Source organism: Leisingera sp. McT4-56, from assembly GCF_020514995.1.
GTDB classification, from domain to species: domain Bacteria; phylum Pseudomonadota; class Alphaproteobacteria; order Rhodobacterales; family Rhodobacteraceae; genus Leisingera; species Leisingera aquaemixtae_A.
In genome coordinates, this window is sequence record NZ_JAJALF010000005.1 from 107,057 (window position 1) to 127,537 (window position 20,481).

General features: G+C 62.3%; 16 protein-coding genes. 12 read left to right on the plus strand and 4 right to left on the minus strand.

Features of this window, described 5'->3' with window-relative positions; translation table 11 throughout:
* Nucleotides 1–122: 122 nt before the first annotated feature.
* Genes LHL23_RS08655 through ubiT form a run of 4 tightly spaced genes read right to left on the minus strand, consistent with a single transcriptional unit; the run spans nucleotide 123 to nucleotide 3,766 of the window.
* Nucleotides 123–1,361 (minus strand): NnrS family protein, encoded by a 1,239-nt coding sequence (locus LHL23_RS08655; RefSeq protein WP_226429549.1) that lies wholly within the window; start codon nucleotides 1,359–1,361, stop codon nucleotides 123–125.
* A complete protein-coding gene (ubiV, locus tag LHL23_RS08660) occupies nucleotides 1,358–2,263 on the minus strand; it encodes a ubiquinone anaerobic biosynthesis protein UbiV (protein ID WP_226429550.1) in 906 nt (301 codons plus the stop codon). Before ubiV ends, LHL23_RS08655 begins: the two co-directional genes overlap by 4 nt.
* Before the next feature lie 4 nt (nucleotides 2,264–2,267).
* A complete protein-coding gene (gene ubiU / locus LHL23_RS08665) occupies nucleotides 2,268–3,245 on the minus strand; it encodes a ubiquinone anaerobic biosynthesis protein UbiU (RefSeq protein WP_226429602.1) in 978 nt (325 codons plus the stop codon).
* Nucleotides 3,245–3,766: a ubiquinone anaerobic biosynthesis accessory factor UbiT gene (ubiT, locus tag LHL23_RS08670; protein ID WP_413229469.1), complete on the minus strand. Its 522-nt coding sequence runs from the start codon at nucleotides 3,764–3,766 to the stop codon at nucleotides 3,245–3,247. Before ubiT ends, ubiU begins: the two co-directional genes overlap by 1 nt.
* A gap of 156 nt (nucleotides 3,767–3,922) precedes the next feature.
* On the opposite strand from ubiT, the gene LHL23_RS08675 reads away from it, so the two are divergent.
* The 12 genes from LHL23_RS08675 (at nucleotide 3,923) to LHL23_RS08730 (ending at nucleotide 20,371) form a co-directional block, all read left to right on the plus strand.
* Nucleotides 3,923–5,431, plus strand: coding sequence for a UbiD family decarboxylase (locus tag LHL23_RS08675; protein ID WP_226429603.1), 1,509 nt, complete (start codon nucleotides 3,923–3,925; stop codon nucleotides 5,429–5,431).
* Nucleotides 5,428–6,006 (plus strand): UbiX family flavin prenyltransferase, encoded by a 579-nt coding sequence (locus tag LHL23_RS08680; protein ID WP_226429552.1) that lies wholly within the window; start codon nucleotides 5,428–5,430, stop codon nucleotides 6,004–6,006. Before LHL23_RS08675 ends, LHL23_RS08680 begins: the two co-directional genes overlap by 4 nt.
* A 279-nt stretch (nucleotides 6,007–6,285) precedes the next feature.
* The gene (locus LHL23_RS08685) at nucleotides 6,286–7,254 is read left to right on the plus strand and encodes a carbon-nitrogen hydrolase family protein (protein WP_222477812.1); all 969 of its coding nucleotides are present in this window, start codon (nucleotides 6,286–6,288) and stop codon (nucleotides 7,252–7,254) included.
* A 50-nt stretch (nucleotides 7,255–7,304) separates the two neighbouring features.
* Entirely contained in the window at nucleotides 7,305–10,049 is a 2,745-nt protein-coding gene (locus LHL23_RS08690) for an aminotransferase class I/II-fold pyridoxal phosphate-dependent enzyme (RefSeq protein ID WP_226429553.1), read from the plus strand.
* Between the two features lie 39 nt (nucleotides 10,050–10,088).
* Entirely contained in the window at nucleotides 10,089–11,540 is a 1,452-nt protein-coding gene (locus tag LHL23_RS08695; protein WP_226429554.1) for a biotin carboxylase, read from the plus strand.
* 5 nt (nucleotides 11,541–11,545) lie between these two features.
* Entirely contained in the window at nucleotides 11,546–12,538 is a 993-nt protein-coding gene (locus LHL23_RS08700) for a C45 family autoproteolytic acyltransferase/hydolase (RefSeq protein ID WP_226429555.1), read from the plus strand.
* A 173-nt stretch (nucleotides 12,539–12,711) separates the two neighbouring features.
* Nucleotides 12,712–14,283 carry an SGNH/GDSL hydrolase family protein gene (locus tag LHL23_RS08705; protein WP_226429556.1) on the plus strand — a complete coding sequence of 524 codons (1,572 nt, stop codon included), beginning with the start codon at nucleotides 12,712–12,714 and terminating at the stop codon, nucleotides 14,281–14,283.
* 222 nt (nucleotides 14,284–14,505) lie between these two features.
* A complete protein-coding gene (locus tag LHL23_RS08710; protein ID WP_226429557.1) occupies nucleotides 14,506–15,525 on the plus strand; it encodes a putative 2-aminoethylphosphonate ABC transporter substrate-binding protein in 1,020 nt (339 codons plus the stop codon).
* A gap of 137 nt (nucleotides 15,526–15,662) precedes the next feature.
* Nucleotides 15,663–16,769, plus strand: coding sequence for a putative 2-aminoethylphosphonate ABC transporter ATP-binding protein (locus tag LHL23_RS08715; protein WP_226429558.1), 1,107 nt, complete (start codon nucleotides 15,663–15,665; stop codon nucleotides 16,767–16,769).
* A gap of 4 nt (nucleotides 16,770–16,773) precedes the next feature.
* Nucleotides 16,774–18,789, plus strand: a complete 2,016-nt coding sequence (locus LHL23_RS08720) for a putative 2-aminoethylphosphonate ABC transporter permease subunit (protein ID WP_226429559.1) — start codon at nucleotides 16,774–16,776, stop codon at nucleotides 18,787–18,789.
* Nucleotides 18,790–18,948: 159 nt separating this feature from the next.
* Nucleotides 18,949–19,266, plus strand: coding sequence for an ArsR/SmtB family transcription factor (locus LHL23_RS08725; RefSeq protein WP_226429560.1), 318 nt, complete (start codon nucleotides 18,949–18,951; stop codon nucleotides 19,264–19,266).
* A 55-nt stretch (nucleotides 19,267–19,321) separates the two neighbouring features.
* Nucleotides 19,322–20,371 (plus strand): permease, encoded by a 1,050-nt coding sequence (locus tag LHL23_RS08730; RefSeq protein WP_226429561.1) that lies wholly within the window; start codon nucleotides 19,322–19,324, stop codon nucleotides 20,369–20,371.
* The last annotated feature ends 110 nt before the right edge of the window (nucleotides 20,372–20,481 follow it).

A 20,481-nucleotide genomic window follows, 5' to 3' on the forward strand; every position in this document is an offset into this window, starting at 1 on the left:
TGGCTTCAAAACCGCCTCGCCGGAATTCCTGCAAACACAGCACGCTACCGTGTTCCCTGATGTGCAGGCCGCGCCTGGAGCTGTTGGCGCAGGGCGCTTCCAGCGATCCACAGAGCCAGATTTCACTTTGTATTCGTGCTTGAGGTGTTTGCTAGAATGGCTTCGCTTCGCTTCCCGCTCAGAACCGGTCTGGGGACAGGGCCGCAGAGCGCGTGACGGAAGCCGACAATGAAGGCAATCCAGCCGCAGCACCAGAACACAGCTGCAGCGGCGATCAGGCCATCAGCAAATGCCGAAAAGAGCGGAACCGACAGCCGGATCCAGACCGTGAGCCAGATCAGAACTGCTCCGGCGGTAAACCCAGTGCGGGCGCGCATGACGCCGTCGCTGGAATGGGCGCCGGCCCGTCCGGCGATGGCCATGATCAGCCCGGACATCGCTCCGATGGTGATGGAATGAAGGGCAGCAGACGACGGGTAGTCAACCAGGCCGAGGCCGGCGGCGCCCGCGGCCAGCGCGCCAAAGGGCAGCCAAAGCCAGGCCAGGTGCAGTGCTGCCAGCAGCGGGTTGGAAAGGGCAACCGCCGTGCGCCAGCCCAGCGTGGACCAGAACATGGCTATGGCGGCTGCAGTCAATACGGTATCTGCGGCCGCGGTGGCTCCGGCCAGCTGCAACGCCAGCACCAGCACCAGCAGGCCCTGGGAAACAGCCCGCATCTGCGGGCGTTCCCGGACCTGCACCGCTGTGCGGTCTGACAGCGCCAGCCAATTGCGGGTGAAGGCGGGGATCGCCCGCGAGCCGACGCTGAACAGAAGGAGGGTCAGGCCGGTCAGAGTATATTGCGCAAGGGCCAGGCTGCTCCAGACATTTCCGGTGGCGGCATTTGCCAGGTAAACAGCCTCCGCCAGGCCCAGGGCCAGAACGGCGGCAGCAAACCCCAGTTTGCGAAATGCCCGGACCGTGATCAGCTCGTGCAGGATGTACCCGGCAAGGCAAAGGAAAAATGCGGCGTTCAAGAACAGAAGGACAGCAAGCGGCGCCGCCGCGGATATTGCTGTCGCGGCGCGGGCCAGCAGCCAGAGCGAAACCAAAACCTTCAGGCCGGTGCCGCGCAACGGTGGCCGCCCTGTCCAGCCCGGCAGCGCCGTCAGGAGGTAGCCGCCGATGGCGGCCGGCGCAAAGCCGAAGAGCAGCTCATGAACATGCCATAGCACGGCAGGCGCCAGACCGGGCTCTGGCAGCCCCAGTTGCACGCCCAGCGGCCACCAGGCGACAGCCAAAAGCGCGCATAGGAACGCCGAGAGGAACAGCGGCCGGTACGGGGCCTGCCAGAACGCGCTGAGGTCCCGGCCTCGGATCACGATGGTGCTGGATCAGCGGACCAGGACACACCGCTTGGCCCGGTCAGAAACCCGTCGCTCAGGCGGGTTTGCGGGGAAGTCTCTTGCACATTCGCGGCAATGCCACCTGGGGGCAAAGCGCCATTGGCCCGGTCGCGGTAGGCTTGGCACAGCCGGATGAACCCCTGAGACTGCGGCGACAGGCGCAGGGCGGATACCCCGGCTTCGGCCAGAGCCTCAATCTGGTAGTCGGCGCAGGCATAGCTGTGCGACAGGGTCTGAACCCCATTCATTGCCATGAAGGGCTGATCTTCCAGCGTCCGCACCTCAAGCCCGTCGGGGTCATCCTCGCAGGCGAATTGGCAATTGTCCTTGGTTCGTTTGTGAAGCCGGGCATGGTAGCAGCGCCCTGAGATAGCCAGCGGCAGCCGCCCGTGGCCCCAGACCTCAATGGCAACGCCCATCTCCCTTCCTGCGCGGGTGAGTGTCTCAACCGAGGCAAGCGGCAGTTCCGGCGGCAGGCAGACACGGGTGGCCCCCAGCGATGCCAGCCACGCCAGGGTGCCCTCGTTGTAGACATTGACCAGCGGCCCGACGTGAAAGCCCATGCCCTGGGGCAGATGCGCAAGCGCCGTCAGATCGTTGATTTCGACCGTCACCCCCATCGCCGCAAGGTCCGCCGTCAGCTTGCGCTCGCGCTTGAGCGTGACAAGGGCAAGGCTCGTCAGCACTGCCTCCTTGCCCGCTTCCGCCAGCAGGGAGAGTGCCTCAGGGATGCGGTCCTGGTAGAAGGGAAGGCGTTTGGAGCAGACCAGCTCGCCCAGAACAACACGGTCAACAGGGGCCTCGGCCAAAGCGCCGTAAAACGCGCTCCAGCTTTCGGCCGGCCAGAAGAATTGGTTCGGCCCGACAGTCAGTTCCATTCTGTTATCTCCAGGTTTTCTTGTAGGCGCCTGTGGTCATCGCCTGGCCTTCGGACAGCCGCGCCAGCATGCCCTGCGGCAGCGGCTGGCCTGCTTCCAGCGCATCAACGGCAGCGCGGAAGTTGCGCACAACCTGCGCCACATAGGACTTCGAGCGCTGTCGCCCTTCGATCTTCAGTGCGGTGACACCGGCCTTCTGAAGCTGAGGGATCAGCTGTTCCGCGTTGAGGCTGACCGGGTCTTCAAACAGGTGGCCGGTCTGGCTGCCTGCTGAGAAGCAGCCCTTGCACAGGGTCGGATAGGGCGCCGGCTCGTCTTTGGCCACGCGGTGGATGGTAAACCCGCCCAGCTTGGCGTCCAGGGCGCCGTCGTCGTCGCGGTATTCCACATGGCTGGCGGGGGAGCAGACCCCGTTCATGTTCGGAGACAGCCCGGTTGCGTACGACGAGAGCGAACAGCGCCCCTCGGCCATAACGCACAATCCGCCAAAGACAAAGACTTCGGTTTCCACTTCTGTTTCGGCGTTGATCGCCGCGATTTCCGGCACAGAAAGAACGCGCGGCAGCACCACCCGTTTCACACCGAATGTGCCGGCATAGAAATTGATGATGTCGGCATTGGCGGCGGCGGCCTGAACCGAAAGATGCAGCCGCAGGCCGGGTTTGCAGCGTGCGGCGTAATCCAGCAAGCCGGGGTCCGCCAGGATCACCGCATCCGCACCGGATTGCGCGGCATCGTCAATGGCTCTGTGCCAGAGCGCCTGATCGCCTGCGCGGGGGAATGTGTTGATCGCCACCAGCACCTTGGCGCCGTGATCATGTGCTATAGCCACCCCTTCGCGCATTTCGGCGCGGTCAAAGTTGAGGCCTGGGAAATTGCGGGCGTTGGTCTCGTCGTTGAAGCCGCAATAGACCGTGTGCGCCCCGGCCTTGACAGCCGCGCGCAGTGCCGCGGGGGTGCCTGCCGGGCAGACGATTTCCATCACCATGCCGCTTCCTCCTCTGGCCGGGCCAAAGGAACGCCCGTGCGCCGCTCGGCAAATGCAACCGCGCGCAGCAGGAACCGTGCAAACGGCCCGGACAGGGCGGCGATTTCCTGCGAGATATCCAGTTCGGCGTCGTCCACCGCATTGCGCAGTGCCAGCGCTGCGGCGGTATCGCCCTCGATCACCAGGTCCCGCGAAAAGAACAGCGCGTCTCCGTCATAGACCCCATGCACCAGCCCCAGAAGCGCTGCCAGCGGGCCGGATATCCGGGCATCGCCTTCGCAATGTCCGCGCACCGCGCGGACTTTCGGCTGGCCCTCGTTGGGATCAAGGCAAAGAAGTACGGGCAGATCAGTGGGGGCCAGGACAAACCTCTTGCGGCTGTGCTCGCCCAGGCGGCGGAACAGGCCCGGGTGGCGCTTGGCGATGCGCCGGGAACAGGCCGTGAGCGAAAGCGACAAAGGAGCAAGGGGTGCGACGCGCAGCAAACGCGCAAGGGCTGCCGGGCAATTCGGGATCTGTGGCTGGGCGTGTGGCAAAATAAATCCTTTCCCGCCGGTGGCTTCGACTGCAGCGGGTGTATGGCCCCGCACGCGGCCAGAGTTTGACGGCGGACAAATTCGCAGCCGGAAACTTTGCTAGGGATCGGCGGAAATCAGTACTGGAGCGGTCCAATTCGTACTTTTCCGCCATATCCCAGCCTCCGCCATTTCCTCGATTGGTGCGCTTCAACCGGGCAGTTTCAGAAAGTCGGCGATGCGGTCTCCGTCCGCCATCAGATGACGGCGGTGCACCGGGCAGTGCTGGAAGCCGGCGGCCCGGTGCTGCAGTTCGACCGCCCGGTGCTGGACAGCGGCCAGGCGTCGGGCATTCCGGTTGTGGTGAACCTGTTCGGGACGGCTGAGCGCGTGGCGGCCGGCCTTGGGGTGCCGCAGGACGGCCTGGATGATCTGGGGAGTTTTCTGGCGGCCCTCAGGTCGCCTGCTCCGCCGGACGGCCTGCGCGATGCCTTGTCCCGCTGGCCCATGCTCAAGGCAGCGCTGGCGACCAGGCCGAAGATGGTGAAAACCGCTCCGGTTCAGGCCATCACCCGCGAGGGGCCTGATGCCAGCCTTGATGGCCTTCCGGTGCAGACCCACTGGCCGGGGGATGCCGGGCCGCTGATTACCTGGCCGGTTGTGATAACCCGCCCGCACGGCAGCGCCGCAGAAAACGTCAACAGTTACAATGCCGGGGTCTACCGGACCCAGGTTCTGGACCGCTCGCGGCTGATCATGCGATGGCTGCCTCACCGCGGCGGCGCTGCGCATCACCGCAGCTGGGCCGGGCAGGGGGAGCCGATGCCGGTTGCCGTGGTTCTGGGGGCGGATCCCGCCACGCTGCTGTCTGCCGCGCTGCCCTTGCCGGAAACCGTGTCAGAGCTGACCTTTGCCGGCGCCCTCAGCCGCGCCCGCCCGCGTCTGGTGCCCTGCAAGACCATCCCGCTGATGGTGCCCGCCGATGCAGAGATCGTTCTGGAGGGCTGGGTGTCCGCATCAGAGACCGCACCCGAAGGCCCCTTTGGCGACCATACGGGCTATTACAACCCGGCAGAGCCCTTTCCCGTCATGCAGATAAGCGCGGTGACGCACCGCGAGGATCCGCTGTATCTCTCCACCTATACCGGCCGGCCGCCGGATGAGCCTGCCATCATCGGCGAGGTGTTCAACCGGCTGGCCCTGCCAACGGTGCGGGCGCAGATCCCGGAGATCCGCGACCTGTGGCTGCCGCCCGCCGCATGCTCCTACCGCATTGCCATCGTCAGCATTGACAAACGCTACCCTGGCCAGGCGCGCCGGGTGATGATGGCGCTGTGGGGGATGCTGCCGCAATTCAGCTACACCAAGATGATGATCGCTGTGGATGCCGATGTTGACCCGCGGAGCTGGGATGACATCGCTTGGGTATTGGCCACCCGCATGGACCCGTCCCGCGATGTTATGATGCTCGAGAATACGCCGATGGACTACCTTGATTTCGCGTCGCCGCAGCCGGGATTGGCGGGCAAGATCGGTATCGATGCCACCACGAAAATTGGCAGTGAAACGGCCAGGGAATGGGGGCAGGTCATGCAGGGGGATGCCAAGGATCAGGCCTTTGCCGCTGACCTAGTGGCCCGGCTGATGCCGGAGCTGACCGCATGAGCGCGCAGCGGGTTGTGCTGGGGGTTTCAGGCGCTTCCGGTGCGATGCTCAGCCTTGCAGTTGCCCGGCGCCTGCAGAAGCTTGGCGTGGAGATCGACCTGGTAGCCAGTGCCGCGGCAGAGAGGACCCTGGCTCAGGAATGCGGACCGGAGGCCGTGGAAACCCTCAGGGGCCTGGCTGCGCGATGCCACCCGGTGCAGGACATCGGGGCGGCCATCGCATCCGGGTCGGTGCCGGTGGCAGGGATGATCGTTGCGCCGTGTTCGATGCGGTCACTGGCCGCAATCGCGCACGGGTTTGATGATAATCTGCTGACGCGGGCGGCCGGTGTTCAGCTCAAGGAGCGCAGGCGGTTGGTTCTGCTTGCGCGCGAGACTCCGCTGACCTTGGCCCACATCCGGAACATGGCGGCAGTGACGGAAATGGGTGCCATTGTAATGCCGCCGGTTCCTGCATTCTATCTGGCGCATGACACCCTGGCACAGGCCGCCAGCCAGGTTGCCGCCCGGGCGGTTGACATGCTGGCGCTGTCCGCCCCCTGCGCGCAGCGATGGTCGCCGCAGCACAGCGGCTGATCTCGCGGCCGGCGGCGGAAGCGCCTGAACAAATCGGTTATGGCGGCCGCCCGGGATGGGAAGCCGTCGCCGCGGGTTGGCTCGGTTTGAAGCAAAATACGTGAGCCCCAGGATCCGTGAGGCGAAGCGGGGAGGCCCAGGAAGGGAAGCAATTGCTTTCCCTTAGGTCAGCCTGCCCGGAAAGCCGCAATGAACGCCAGGATTGCTGATACGCTCTAGCCAAGCCCCAGAACCCCCCATAGACTGGCTTGAACAAAGACAGCTGGAGTTCCTCCCCCTATGACACCTTTCGCAATTGCTGGTGTTCAAATGCACGTTGGCGCTTTGCACTCGAATGTTGAGGCAATGCGCCACCGGATTGAAATACTTATGGCCCGCTTCCCCTGGACGCAGATGGTTCTGTTCTCCGAACTGGCGCCCTACGGACCGCTTGACCGCTTTGCCCAGCCGTTTCCCAACGACGTGGTGCAACAGTTCCAGGAGGATGCCCGCCGGTTCGGCATCTGGCTGATTCCTGGATCGATGTTCGAAAAGACAGAGGACGGCCGGATCTTCAACACCTCCGTGGTGATCAATCCGCAGGGGGAGATCGTCGCCAAATACTCCAAGATGTTCCCCTTCCGCCCGTATGAGGCAGGGATTTCGGCGGGCACCGAGTTTTGCGTGTTCGACGTGCCGGGGGTGGGCCGTTTCGGCTTGTCGATCTGTTATGACATCTGGTTCCCGGAAACCACCCGCCAGCTGACCAGCCAGGGCGTCGAAGTGCTGCTGCACCCGGTGCTGACCGGCACCACTGACCGGGATGCGGAGATTGCAATTGCCCGCGCGACTGCGGCGCAGTTCCAATGTTATGTCTTTGACGTCAACGGGCTGGGCGCAGGCGGCGTCGGCCGGTCGCTGGTCGTGGATCCTTCGGCCACCGTGCTGCACCAGTCGGCGGGCCAGGAAGACATGTTCCCGATCGAGATCGACCTCGATCAGGTCCGGCGGCAGCGTGAAACCGGCCTGAAAGGGCTGGGGCAGGTGCTGAAAAGCTTCCGCGACCGCGAGGCCGAGTTCACCGTTTACGACCGCGCCAGCGGCGCGGATGCCTATCTCAAGACACTGGGGCCGCTGGAAACGCCGGGGCAAGGGTCGCCGCGCGGTTTGCAAACCGCCGATCCCAGAAGCTCGCTGGAGAATTTGGAACAGACTTTCTATTCGCCGCATAATTTCTCTGTCTTCCCAGGGAAGACAGGCTCAGATTAACCGGACTGGAGGGCGGCACCGGTCCTGACGCGTCAGAAAGGAGGCAGGTTTTGAACTTGCACTCGCGTAAGAAGACGTTGCCGTCGATCCGGGACTACTACAGCGCGACACAGCTTCGCGCGGACAGGTGGAGCGCATTGCGGGAGGCCGCTGAAGGCCTCGCGCGGCACCGCAAGGAAGGCCGAAAGAGCGAGAAGCTCCTGAAAACGGCGGAGCATCTGTTCGAGGTGCTGGCCCCGATCGAGCAATACTGGGCGTTTCCGGGGATACATGCTTTTGAACATCTCCGCCGCCTTTTGCAGCATGGCAATGCCGACGACTTGTCAGTGTCCATCCGCCGCATTGCCAGGGCGCTGACCTCCGGCGCCTACCGGCGGCGGTCTATTCCGCTTTCGTCAGAGGAAATCGACAACGAGGACTATGAGGATGAGGCCTCGCTCGCGCCGGAAGCGCGGGCGCTGGGCCGTCCCTATTTCGAGGTTCTGATCGTTGACGACGTGACTGAATCGCAGGAGCGCTTCCTGCGGCAGAACCTGCTCCGCATGCGCCGGGTCGAGGATCAGTTCATCTATGAGCCGGTGATCGTGCCCTCGCTGGAAGACGCGCTGATCGGCATCCTGTTCAATTACAATGTGCAGGCCGTGGTGGTGCGCCCGGGGCTTTCGCTGAAGTCCAAGATCGACCTGCCGATCCTAAGCCAGTATCTGACGCGGGTCAGCGAGGAGGAGGCCGTCGATGCGATCGAGCCTCATGAATACGGCCCCGAGGCCTGCCGCCTGATCGAGAAGATCCGCCCGGAACTGGATGCCTATCTGGTCACTGACCGGTCAGCTGAGGACATTGCCGGGCTGGACTTGGGACGCTGCCGCCGCGTGTTCTACAACCAGGAGGATTTCCAGGAACTGCACCTGAACATCCTGCGCGGGGTGGACCGCCGTTATAAATCGCCGTTCTTCACCGCGCTCAAGGAATATTCAAAGCAGCCCACCGGCGTTTTCCACGCGATGCCGATCAGCCGCGGCAAGTCGATCAGCCGCTCACATTGGATCCAGGACATGGGGGCGTTCTACGGCTCCAATATTTTCCTTGCGGAAACCTCCGCCACCTCGGGCGGCCTCGACAGCCTGCTGGAGCCGCGCGGCCCGATCAAGGAAGCCCAGGACATGGCAGCGCGGGCGTTCGGGGCCAAGCATACGTTCTTTGCCACCAACGGCACTTCGACCTGCAACAAGATCGTGGTGCAGTCGGTGGTGCGCCCCGGCGACATTGTGCTGGTGGACCGCGACTGCCACAAGTCGCACCACTACGGGATGGTGCTGGCAGGCGCCAGCGTGGCCTACATGGACAGCTACCCGCTGCATGAGCATTCGATGTACGGGGCGGTTCCGCTCAGGGAAATCAAACACACCCTGCTGCAGCTCAAGGCGGCGGGCAAGCTGGACCGGGTGAGGATGGTCTTGCTGACCAACTGCACCTTTGACGGCATCGTATATAACGTGCGGCGGGTTATGGAAGAATGCCTGGCCATCAAGAAGGACCTGATTTTCCTGTGGGACGAAGCCTGGTTTGCCTTTGCGCGGTTTGACCCGACCTACCGCCAGCGCACTGCCATGGGTGTTGCCAACACGCTCAGGGGCACGCTGCGCAGCGAGGAAACGGCGGAGGCCTGGAAGGCGCAGCAGGAAGCGCTGAAGGACGCCGATGAGGAGACCTGGCTGAACACCCGGCTGGTGCCGCCGCCGGATGCGCGGGTACGGGTCTATGCAACCCAGTCCACCCACAAGACGCTGACATCGCTGCGTCAGGGCTCGATGATCCATGTCAACGATCAGGACTTCAAGGGCGAAGTCGAGCAGGCCTTTCATGAGGCCTATATGACCCATACCTCGACTTCCCCGAATTACCAGATCATCGCCTCACTGGATGTCGGCCGCAGGCAGGTGGAGCTGGAAGGCTTCGAATTTGTCCAGAAGCAGATCGAAACCGCGATGTCGATCCGCCGCGCCATTTCCGACAACCCCTTGCTTAACAAATATTTCCGGGTGCTGACCGCCGGCGACATGATCCCCGAAGCCTTCCGGGAAAGCGGGGTTGAGGCCTATTATGATCCCGACCACGGCTGGGCCGACACCTGGAACATGTGGAGCCAGGATGAGTTTGTGCTGGATCCGACCCGTGTCACCCTGGCGGTGGGCGGCACCGGCTGGGACGGCGATACCTTCAAGACCAAGATCCTGATGGATAAGTACGGGATCCAGATCAACAAGACCTCCCGCAACACGGTGCTGTTCATGACCAATATCGGCACCACGCGCTCTTCGGTCGCCTATCTGATCGAGGTGCTGGTGGAGATTGCCAACGATCTGGATGATCTGCTGGACGATGCCTCGAAGATGGAGCGCCGGTCGTTTGAGAACCGGGTCTCAGCATTGGTGGAGCACGTGCCGCCCTTACCGGACTTCAGCCGTTTCCACGATGCCTTCAGGGCTGGCAGCGACACACCGGAGGGCGATATCCGCACCGCCTTCTTCCTCGCTTACAACGAGGACAACTGCGACTACATCCCAACCGATGACAGCCTGATGGAGCGCCTGGAAGCAGGCGAGGAGCTGGTGTCATCCAGTTTCATCATCCCCTATCCGCCCGGTTTTCCGATCCTGGTGCCTGGCCAGGTCATCAGCCCGGAGATCCTGTCGTTCATGCGGGCGCTCGACGTCAGCGAGATCCACGGCTACCGCGCCGACCTGGGCCTGCGCGTTTTCACCAAGGAGGCCTTGAAGTCCGTCCAAAAGTAGAAGTCCGAAGATCAATTAGAAAAATCAGGGAGACGTTACATGCCGAAGAAAGTTCTGAACAACATTTCGGAGATCCGCCGCTATTTCCACACCAATTCGGACCCGATCTATTTTGTCTCAGCGACGAACTTCAATCTTCTCGGGCTTGATGAATGGGTAAAGAATTTCAAGTACATCTGCTACATGGACTGTTTCGACGGCCGTCATCCGAATGTTTTGGTCCCGTCCGAGCTGCCGCACGATGAATTCCAGTCGATCGAAGACATCAACAACTACCTGCTGCAGCACAAGGAAGTCATCGACTACGTCAAGGCGCGCGGCGGCAAGCCGAAATTCGTGTTCCTGATGTTCGACGAAAAGACCGAAAAGCTGGTCAAGGAAATCGGCGGTGAGGTCTGGTTTCCCAAGGCAAAGCTGCGCACCAACATGGACAACAAGATCCAGACCGTACGCGTTGGCAACAAGGCAGGCGTGCCGTCGGTGCCCAATACCCTGTCCAAGGTGGACAGCTACGACCATCTCAAAAAGATCTGCAAGAAGGCGGATCTGGGCGACGATCTGGTTCTGCAAAGCGCCTTCGGGGATTCCGGCCACACCACATTCTTCATCAAGAACGAGGGCGATTTCCGCAAGCACGAGCATGAGATCGTCGGCCAGGGCGAGATCAAGATCATGAAGCGGATCGATTGCCGCGGTTCCGCGATCGAGGCCTGCTGCACATCCGAGGGAACCATTGTCGGCCCCCTGATGACCGAACTTGTCGGTTTCAAGGAACTGACCCCCTACCGCGGCGGCTGGTGCGGCAACGAGATCTTCTCGACCGCCTTCCCGCCGAAAACCCGCGAAAGGGCGCGGGAGCTGACTTTCAAGTTCGGCGAACAGCTGCGCAAGGAGGGCTACCGCGGCTATTTCGAGCTGGATTTCCTGATCGACAAGAAAACCGGCGACATCTGGCTGGGCGAGCTCAACCCGCGGATCACCGGGGCGTCGTCGATGACCAACCACGCGGCCTTCGCCCATGCCGATGCGCCTTTGTTCTTGTTCCATCTGCTGGAGTTCTCGAAGAAGCCGTTCAAGCTGGACGTCGAGGAGCTGAACGCGCGCTGGGCCGACCCGGACATGATCGACTCCTGGTCGCAGATGGTAATCAAGCACACAGAGGACACCGTGGACATCGTGACCAAGGCCCCGGAATCCGGCATCTACAGGATGCTGCCGGACGGTCAGGTTGTGTTTGACCGCTTCGACTACCACCGCCGCGCAGTTGAAAGCGAGGACGAGGCGTTCTTCCTGCGCATTTCCAATGCAGGCGATTACCGTTATGAAGGCGCCGATCTGGGCATTCTCGTCACCCGCGGCCGGTCGATGACCAAGGGGTTCCAGCTGACAGAGAAGTCGAAACGCTGGATCGACGGCATCAAGAACGCCTATTCCGCGCGGCCGCTTCCGTCAGCACAGGCCTTTGAGGATCCGGCGTTCAAGATTATGTAGGCTGCATGAAACTGACCTTCCGCGCCGTCGAAGAAGCGGAGCCTGGGCAGAAACTGTCCGGGCTCTTTGCCGAATACCGCACCGCCTATCTGAACTGGTGGGCGGGGGAGGGGCTGTCGGGCCGGCCGACCTATGCGGAATGCCGCCGGGCGCTGAATGCCTATATGCCGGAGATCATGGGGGTCTATGACCAGCTGTGCGCTTCGGTCGGCGGCGGCGACCTCGAAGCGCGGTTCCTGAGCTTCTATTGCCCGCCGCGCTACCTGGCCGGGTGCAGCCAGGCCATCTGGCAGGGCCGGGAGCCGCTCCTGGTGCGCAACTACGACTACAACCCCTCGGCCTTTGACGCCGTATACCTGAAAACCGGCTGGGGCGGCCGGCAGGTGATGGGCACCACGGACGGGCTGTTCGGCCTGCTCGACGGGATCAATGACGCCGGGCTTACGGTTTCGCTCACCTTTGGCGGGCGCCGCGCGATGGGCGATGGCTTTGGCGTGCCTCTGATCCTGCGGTACATCCTGCAGACCTGTTCGGCGCTTGATGAGGCGGAAGATGTGCTGCGGCGGGTGCCCTGCCACATGAGCTACAACGTGACGGTGCTGGACCGTGCCCGGAACTTCTTTACCGCTTACCTTGCGCCTGACCGGCCGACCGTCATCACCCGGGCGGCAGTCGCCACCAACCACCAGGAACGCGTCGAGTGGACCAGTCACGCCCGGCTGACCGCCTCGGTGGAGCGGGAGCGCTTCCTGCTGCAGCGGCTGACGCTGCATCCGGAGACAAAGGAAAAATTCACTGGTTCCTTCCTGAAGCCGCCGCTTTATTCGCTGGCCTTCGACAGGGGGTTCGGAACGCTATACACGGCGGCCTATCACCCCTGCGATCTGTCGGTGGAGCTGCTCTGGCCTGACCGTGTGTGGCGCAATAAACTGGGCCAGTTTGAAACGGGCCACCTTGGCGTCGATTACCCCGATTTCCAGCGCCAGCCCTTGCCATAGCATCCAGTGCGGCAGCCGCCGGGAAGCCTTGCCAGGCGGCTGATCGGCTCCATATTCAGCAGGGGCGCGCACGCAAAGAATGCTGCAGGGCACTGGATTGAAAGTGCTGCGCCTCGTCATCTTTCGATCCAGCTGTCTGGGAGCTGCCGCGGCAGCTCCGGAAGGGGGCGATGATGACACCATTTTCAGAGGTTTATTACTTCGGCGACAGCCTGACGGACGAGGGCAACGCCGTAGACATTCTGGCATCAGTCATCGAACCGGTCATCCTGCTGGACTTGATTGCCAGCTTTGGCGGGTTTCCCTCTTCGGATGACCTGGACCAGCTTCGGGCTGAAGCCAAAATTGTGGCCCGGCAGACAGTGATCGACAGTTTCGGCGAAGTCGGCCCGGAAGGTGCTGTGACCAATGCGCTGACCCATGCCAGCTACGCCGCCGCACTCGGCGGTTTCAAGGCCGTGAACTATGCAGTAGCGACGGCAACAGCCCTGGGCGATGGCCTGCTGGAGGACCTTATCGACCTCGAAGCCCAGGTTGAAGATTTTCTGGAGGATGCCGCGGGCGGAGTGCCGCCGGACTCGGCTGCGTTTTTCCTGATTGGCGGCAATGATTTCATTGATCTGCTGAGGACAGTTAAGGAACAGAATATCACCAGCCAGGCTGAATTCCTGGCGCTTGCGTCGCCGCTGGTCGAGGCGCTGATCGCGCAGATCGTTTCCGCCGCCGAAACCACCAGCGCCGCCGGGGTTGGCACGGTTTTCCTGGCAACTCAGCCAGCCGATGGTTTCTATCCGGAGTTCGACACGCTCTCGCCTGAGCACGCGGAATTTGCGGATCTGCTGGTCGGGATGTTCAACGCCAGTCTCGCTGACAGTATCGCGGATCTTCGCAGCGGTGGAATCGATGCCAGGGCCGTTGACCTGTTTGCAGTTTCAGAGGCCCTTACCGAGGATCCGGCAGGATTTGGCATTCTCGCGGACCGGACGGACTACCTGATCGACGGAAGCGTATTCGACAGCGACCAGGTGCTGGCGTGGGACGCCATTCATCCGGCGGAAACAGCGCATCAGGTCTGGGGCGCCTATGCTGAATTTGTCATGGGCGGCGGCACGACGGCGCTTCTGGATGACGGCGCATCGGCTCTGAGCACCGGTTCTGCGGCAAATGCAGTGTTTGCGCTGGGCGGAGATGACACCGTAAGGGCCGGCGGCGGAAATGATGTCGCAATCGGCGGCACGGGCAATGACGAACTCCATGGCGGCGGAGGCAGGGACATTCTGCTCGGTGGAAGCGGTAATGACATCGTGAAGGGCGCCAAGGGCAACGATATCATCAGCGGCGGCGACGGCGCGGACGAGCTTCGCGGCGCTGCAGGCAGGGATGTCATCGTGGACGGGCGCGGCGACGATACGGTCTTTGGCGGGGCGGGCAATGACACGTTCATTTTCACCGAAACGGTGCTCATCGGCGGTGGCGGGGAGTCCAACGATGTGTTCCATGGCGGGAAAGGGAACGACACGCTTTATCTTGTCCTGGACGAGGCCAGTTACCTTGCTTTCGAGGGCGGCGATGTTGACGGCGTTCTGAGCGAGCTTGGCATCACCGTTTTTGGTGTGGAGTTCATTCACGCCATCGCGGGCAGGGGCAGTATCGCAACTGAATTTGACAGCTTCGGCTGGTTCCCGGCCGCCGATTACTGGGGGGCGGTTTCTGCCCCGTCTTCCGGCGATGACCTGCTGACTTGACGCAAGGGCAGGCTTTGGACATCGCAAAAGCTCGTGCACGATCCCAAGCAGGGCAGGCGTACTGTCCGGCTGGTTTCATAGGTTCAGCCTATGATGTGATGTGTATAATCGATTTTTCTTGCTCTGCAATTCTGTCAAACTGCCAGTCACTAAAAAAACATAAGTCCAAAGCGCCTCGTCAGAAGGTGCGTGAAAACGACATCAAGCCAACAGAGGAAATCCATGAAACAGAAAGCGTCATTTTTAACCGCACTGGCCTTCACCATGACGGCGGCCACCGCCGGGCTGGCCGAAACGGAGCTGACCGTTTACACGGCAGTGGAGGCGGAAGACCTTGCGCGGTATGCGGAGACCTTCAACCAGAGCCATCCGGACATTAAGATCAACTGGGTGCGGGACTCCACCGGGATCATCACCGCCAAGCTTCTGGCGGAACGCGACAACCCGCAGGCCGATGTGGTCTGGGGGCTGGCCGCAACCTCGCTGCTGCTGTTGAAGTCGGAAGGGATGCTGGAACCCTATGCGCCGGCCGGGGTTGAAGACCTCGATCCCAAATTCGTCGATGGCGACAACCCGCCCAGCTGGGTTGGCATGGACGCCTGGGTGGCCTCTGTGTGCTACAACACGGTTGAGGCAGAGAAACTGGGCCTGACACCGCCCGCGTCCTGGAAGGATCTGACCGATCCGCAGTATGCCGGCCATGTGATCATGCCGAACCCCAATTCCTCCGGCACCGGCTTCCTGGATGTCTCCAGTTGGCTGCAGATGTTCGGCGAGGAGGAGGGCTGGAAGTTCATGGACGCGCTGCATGAAAACATTGCGCGCTACACCCATTCCGGTTCCAAACCCTGCAAGCTGGCGGCGGCTGGCGAGATCCCGATCGGTATTTCCTTCGCCTTCCGCGGCGCCAAGTCCAAGGCCGCAGGCGCACCGCTGGAGATCATTGTTCCCTCCGAGGGCGTCGGCTGGGACATGGAAGCAACTGCGATTGTGGCCGGCACTGCAAATCTGGAAGCGGCGCAGACACTGGTCGATTTCACCGTCACCAAGGAAGCCAACGAAATGTACAACACCGGCTATGCGGTTGTCGCTTACCCAGGCGTCGCCAAGCCGGTTGAGCATTTCCCCGAAGGGCTTCTGGACGCGATGATCGACAATGATTTCGAGTTCGCGGCCAACAACCGCGCTGCGATCCTCAAGGAATGGCAGGCCCGCTACGACGGCAAGTCGGAAGCGAAATAAGCCTTCAGGGGCGGAGGTTTAGCCTTCCGCCCCTCCGCCTTCCTGAACCTTACTGCCCCATGCCCTGAGCCATGCCGCCCGTTGACAACAGACAGGGTGCCGCGTTGGCATATGCAAGGACCAACGACGTGCTTCAAATGACCCCGCCAAAAGAAACCTACCTGAGCATCCGCGACCTCTGGAAAGCCTTCGGCAGCTTCATCGCGCTGAAAGACATCTCGCTGGACGTGAAGGAGGGCGAATTCATCTGCTTCCTCGGCCCGTCCGGCTGCGGCAAGACCACCCTGCTGCGTGCAATTGCGGGTCTGGACCTGCAAACCAAGGGCACGGTGACCCAGGGCAGTCAGGATGTCTCCAACCTGCCGCCGTCAGAGCGCGACTTCGGCATTGTGTTCCAATCCTATGCATTGTTCCCGAACCTTACGATCGAAAAGAACATCGCCTTCGGCTTGGAAAACGCGGGCCGCAGCAAGCAGGAAATCAATGCGCGCGTCGCTGAACTGCTGGAACTGGTCGGCCTGCCGGACCAAGGCCGCAAATACCCGGCCCAGCTGTCCGGCGGCCAGCAGCAGCGGATTGCCCTGGCGCGCGCCATTGCCACCAATCCCGGCCTTTTGCTGCTGGATGAACCGCTGTCTGCCTTGGATGCCAAGGTGCGTGTCCACTTGCGCCACGAGATCAAGGAGCTGCAGCGCAAGCTGGGTGTGACCACTATCATGGTGACACATGACCAAGAGGAGGCGCTGGCGATGGCCGACCGCATCGTGGTGATGAACCACGGGGTGATCGAGCAGGTCGGCTCTCCCACGGAAATCTACCGAGAGCCGGCCAATCTGTTTGTGGCCGACTTTATCGGCGAGATGAACCAGATCAGTTCATCGGTCGCCAAGGGCGGCCGTCTGGCTGTGGGTGAAAAGACCTTTGCCTGCCTGCCGCATGAATTTGCTGACGGCACCCCGGTCATTGCCGCCATCCGGCCCGAGGATGTGATCCCGCATGAGGCCGGATACCTTGAAAGCAGCGGCAACCGGAACTGTATCGACGTTCAATTGGCGGAAATGGAATTCCTCGGCTCCTTCTGGCGCTGCCGCCTGACCAGTGAGCGTTTTGGCGGCAAGGAACTGATCGCAGACTTCTCCATCAACGCGGTGCGGCGCCTGGATCTGGAGGCCGGCTGCCAGATGGAAATCGAACTGCCTGACAACCGGCTGATGGCCTTTGCGCAAGACGGGCAGGGGGCGTGAGCAGATGACTGATACCACGCAATCCGTCATGCCCGCTGGACCTGTGATCAAGGGCAAGCTGAGCCGCGACGATATCATTATGCGCGGCAGCATGATCATCATCGCGCTTTACCTGGTCGTATCGCTGGTCTTTCCGCTTTATGCGATGCTGTCGAAATCCTTCTCCACCTACCGGGTGGAGCTGTCGCAGTATGAGTTCCAGGTCAGCGATGAGGCGGGTCAGTTCGATGGCAGCGTCCTGACCGGCGCAGACCTGAACGCACGCAGCGCCACCTTTGCCGATGCCGATCTGTCCACCGGTGCGGACGGGCGACTGCCGGTCACCGGTTTTTTCCCGGACTTCAGCTTCCGCAGCCCGGTGATGTACCAGATCCGCAATACCTCTGACTCCGGCCGCTTCCTGATCGGCTCCAACCTGCAAACCGGCACCGAGTGGGTCACGCTCGACTCAAACACCTTCCGCCGGGTGCAGCTGCGCCCCGTGCAGGCGCGGGGGCTGGACAACTTCGTCTCCTATTTCTCTACGCCTGCGCTGTTCAACTCGATCAAGAACTCGCTGTGGATCGCGGTCCTCAGCACCGTTGTCACCGTCTCGCTTGCCTTCTGGTTCGCCTACGCGCTGAACCGCAGCTGCATGAAGTACAAGGGCGTGTTCCGCCTCATTGCCATGGCGCCGATCCTGGTGCCGTCGCTGCTGCCGGGTATCGCGCTGGTCTATCTGTTCGGCAACCAGGGCATGATCAAGGAGCTGTTGTTCGGCGCCAGTATTTACGGCCCCATAGGCATCGTGATCGGTTCTGTTTTCTTCACCTTCCCGCATGCCTTCATCATCATCTCAACCGCGCTGGCAATTTCTGACGCCCGTCTTTACGAGGCCGCTGCCAGCCTGCGCTCCACCCCGTGGCGCACCTTCTGGACGGTAACAGTTCCGGGTGCGCGTTACGGCCTGATCTCGGCAGCCTTCGTGGTCTTCAACCTTGTGATCACCGATTTTGGCCTGCCCAAGGTGATCGGCGGCCAGTTCAACGTGCTGGCGGTGGACATCTACAAGCAGGTGATCGGACAGCAGAATTTTGAAATGGGCGCGGTGGTCTCGGTGGTGCTGGTGATCCCCGCAATCCTCGCCTTTGCCATCGACCGCATGGTGCAGTCCAAGCAGGTGGCGCTGCTGTCGGCCCGCTCGGTCCCGTATGAGCCGCAGCCGAACAAGAAGATGGACCGTATCTTCTTTGCCTATTGCACCCTGATTGGCATCTTCATCGCCGGGCTGCTGGCAGTCTGCCAGTTTGCGGCACTGATCAAGTTCTGGCCCTACGATCTGAGCCTCAGCCTGAACAACTACCAGTTCGATAAGATGGACGGCGGCGGCTGGGGCTCCTACGTGAACTCCATCAAGCTGGCGCTGATGACGGCTGTGGCCGGCACTGCCGTGGTGTTCTTCGGCGCCTATCTGGTGGAGAAGTCCAAGGGCTTCCGCACGGGGCGCGCCATCTTCCAGATGTTTGCGATGCTGCCAATGGCCATCCCGGGCATGGTTCTGGGACTGGCCTACATCTTTTTCTTCAACAACCCCGCCAACCCGCTCAATGCGATCTACGGCACCATGGCGATCCTGGTGGTCTGCACCGTCACCCACTTCTACACGGTGTCGCATCTGACGGCGGTCACCGCCCTCAAGCAGATGGACCGGGAGTTTGAATCCGTCGCCGCGTCGCTCAAGCAGCCGACCATGAAGCTGTTTGCCCGCGTCACGGTGCCGGTCTGCCTGCCCGCTGTGCTGGACATCTCAATCTACCTCTTCGTCAACGCGATGACGACGGTGTCGGCGGTGGTGTTCCTCTATTCACCCAAGACCACGCTGGCGTCGATTGCGGTGCTGAACATGGATGACGCAGGCGACATTGCCCCGGCTGCGGCGATGGGGATGATGATCTTCTACACCAATGCGCTGGCGCGGATCATCCACCTGCTGGCCTCCCGCGGCATCCTGCGCCGCACCCAGGCCTGGCGCAGCCGCTAGCCCGATCTCAAGCAGCTGGCCGCCGCAGATGAGGGCGCGGCCAGCTGCACCTGCTTTGACTGCCAATAGAGCGCAACAAGACCGGTGCGGCACGCCCCGGCAGCCAGCGGTGCGTTGTCGCCATATTGACAAAACCGGTTTTGTGGTTATTTTGACCTGATGACGACATCAAGTTTCAACGCCCGCGCCCTTGCCGCCTTGGGGCACGACGCCCGCCTGGCCATCTTCCGGCTGCTTGTCAAAGCAGGGGAGGACGGGCTGCGGGTCGGCGACATCGCCGAGCATCTGGGTCTCGCGGCCTCCACACTGGCGCACCACCTGTCGACGCTGGTCGATGCCAAACTGGTGGTGCAGGAAAAGCGCGGGCGTGAGGTGTTCAGCCGGGTCGACTATCCCGTCATACTGTCCGTCGTGAACTTTCTGACATCGGAATGCTGCGCGGGCGTGGCCCTGACCGCAAAGGAGGAGACCGCTTGAGATGCTGGCGGGCTTTTCTTCGATCTTAAACAACTACAAAACTGGTGATTTAGAAATGACAAGCACAACAGAAAACTCCCCAAGGCCCGGCGCTGCCGTCTGGCAGGTCCTCAAGGACCAGCGGGTCTGGGCGGCCTCCGCGGCCATCCTGCTGCTGCTGGCGCTGTTCGACCCGGCGCAATCGGCAGACAGCGCGGTCTTTGCAGGCACGGCTTTTGCCCATACGGCGCCATACCTGCTGTTCTCCATTGCCGTCGCGGCCTGGGCCGGGGCAACTGGCGCGGACAACCTAGTGGCCAAGGCCTTCACCGGCTCACCGCTCCTGATGATAGCGCTGGGGGCGCTGGCGGGCGGGCTGTCTCCGTTCTGCTCCTGCGGGGTGATCCCGCTGATTGCGGCGCTTTTGTCGATGGGCGTGCCGCTGTCAGCCGTCATGGCTTTCTGGCTGGCCTCGCCGATCATGGACCCGTCGATGTTTTTCCTTACCGCAGGGGTGCTGGGTGTTGAGTTCGCCGTAGCCAAGACCCTTGCCGCTGTAGGTCTGGGGCTGTTCGGCGGCCTGACTGTCCACCTGCTGAGCCGCGGCGGCGCATTGACCGACCCTTTGCGCGATGGTGTCGGTAACGGCGGCTGCGGCGGCTCGAAAATGCGCGCGCCGAAACCGGTGGTCTGGCGGTTCTGGCGCGAGGCGGAGCGCCGCGCGAAGTTCGGCGCGACCGCCTGGACCACAACCTTGTTCCTCGCCAAGTGGCTGCTGCTGGCGTTCATTCTCGAAAGCCTGATGCTGGCCTGGGTTCCGGCAGAGACCGTAACCGCCGCCCTCGGCGGCGAGGGCCTGCTGCCGATTGTCACTGCAACGCTGGTGGGGGTGCCTGCTTACCTGAACGGCTATGCCGCGCTGCCGCTGGTTGGCGGGCTGATTGATCAGGGTATGGCGCCCGGTGCGGGCCTCGCCTTCCTGGTGGCCGGCGGCGTCACCTCAATCCCAGCGGCGATGGCGGTCTGGGCGCTGGCCCGCCTGCAGGTTTTCGCTCTATACCTCGGGCTGTCGCTCTCCGGCGCCTTTGCGGTTGGCCTGCTTTTCCAGCTCTGGCACGCAGTCTGACCAAATACCGGCCCGGGCACTGTTCATTGCCCGGGCGATCTTTTCCCAGCGGCCTTGCCAAGCCCGGCACAGCATTCGGGTACGCGGCCGCTTTGACCGCCGGGGGCTGC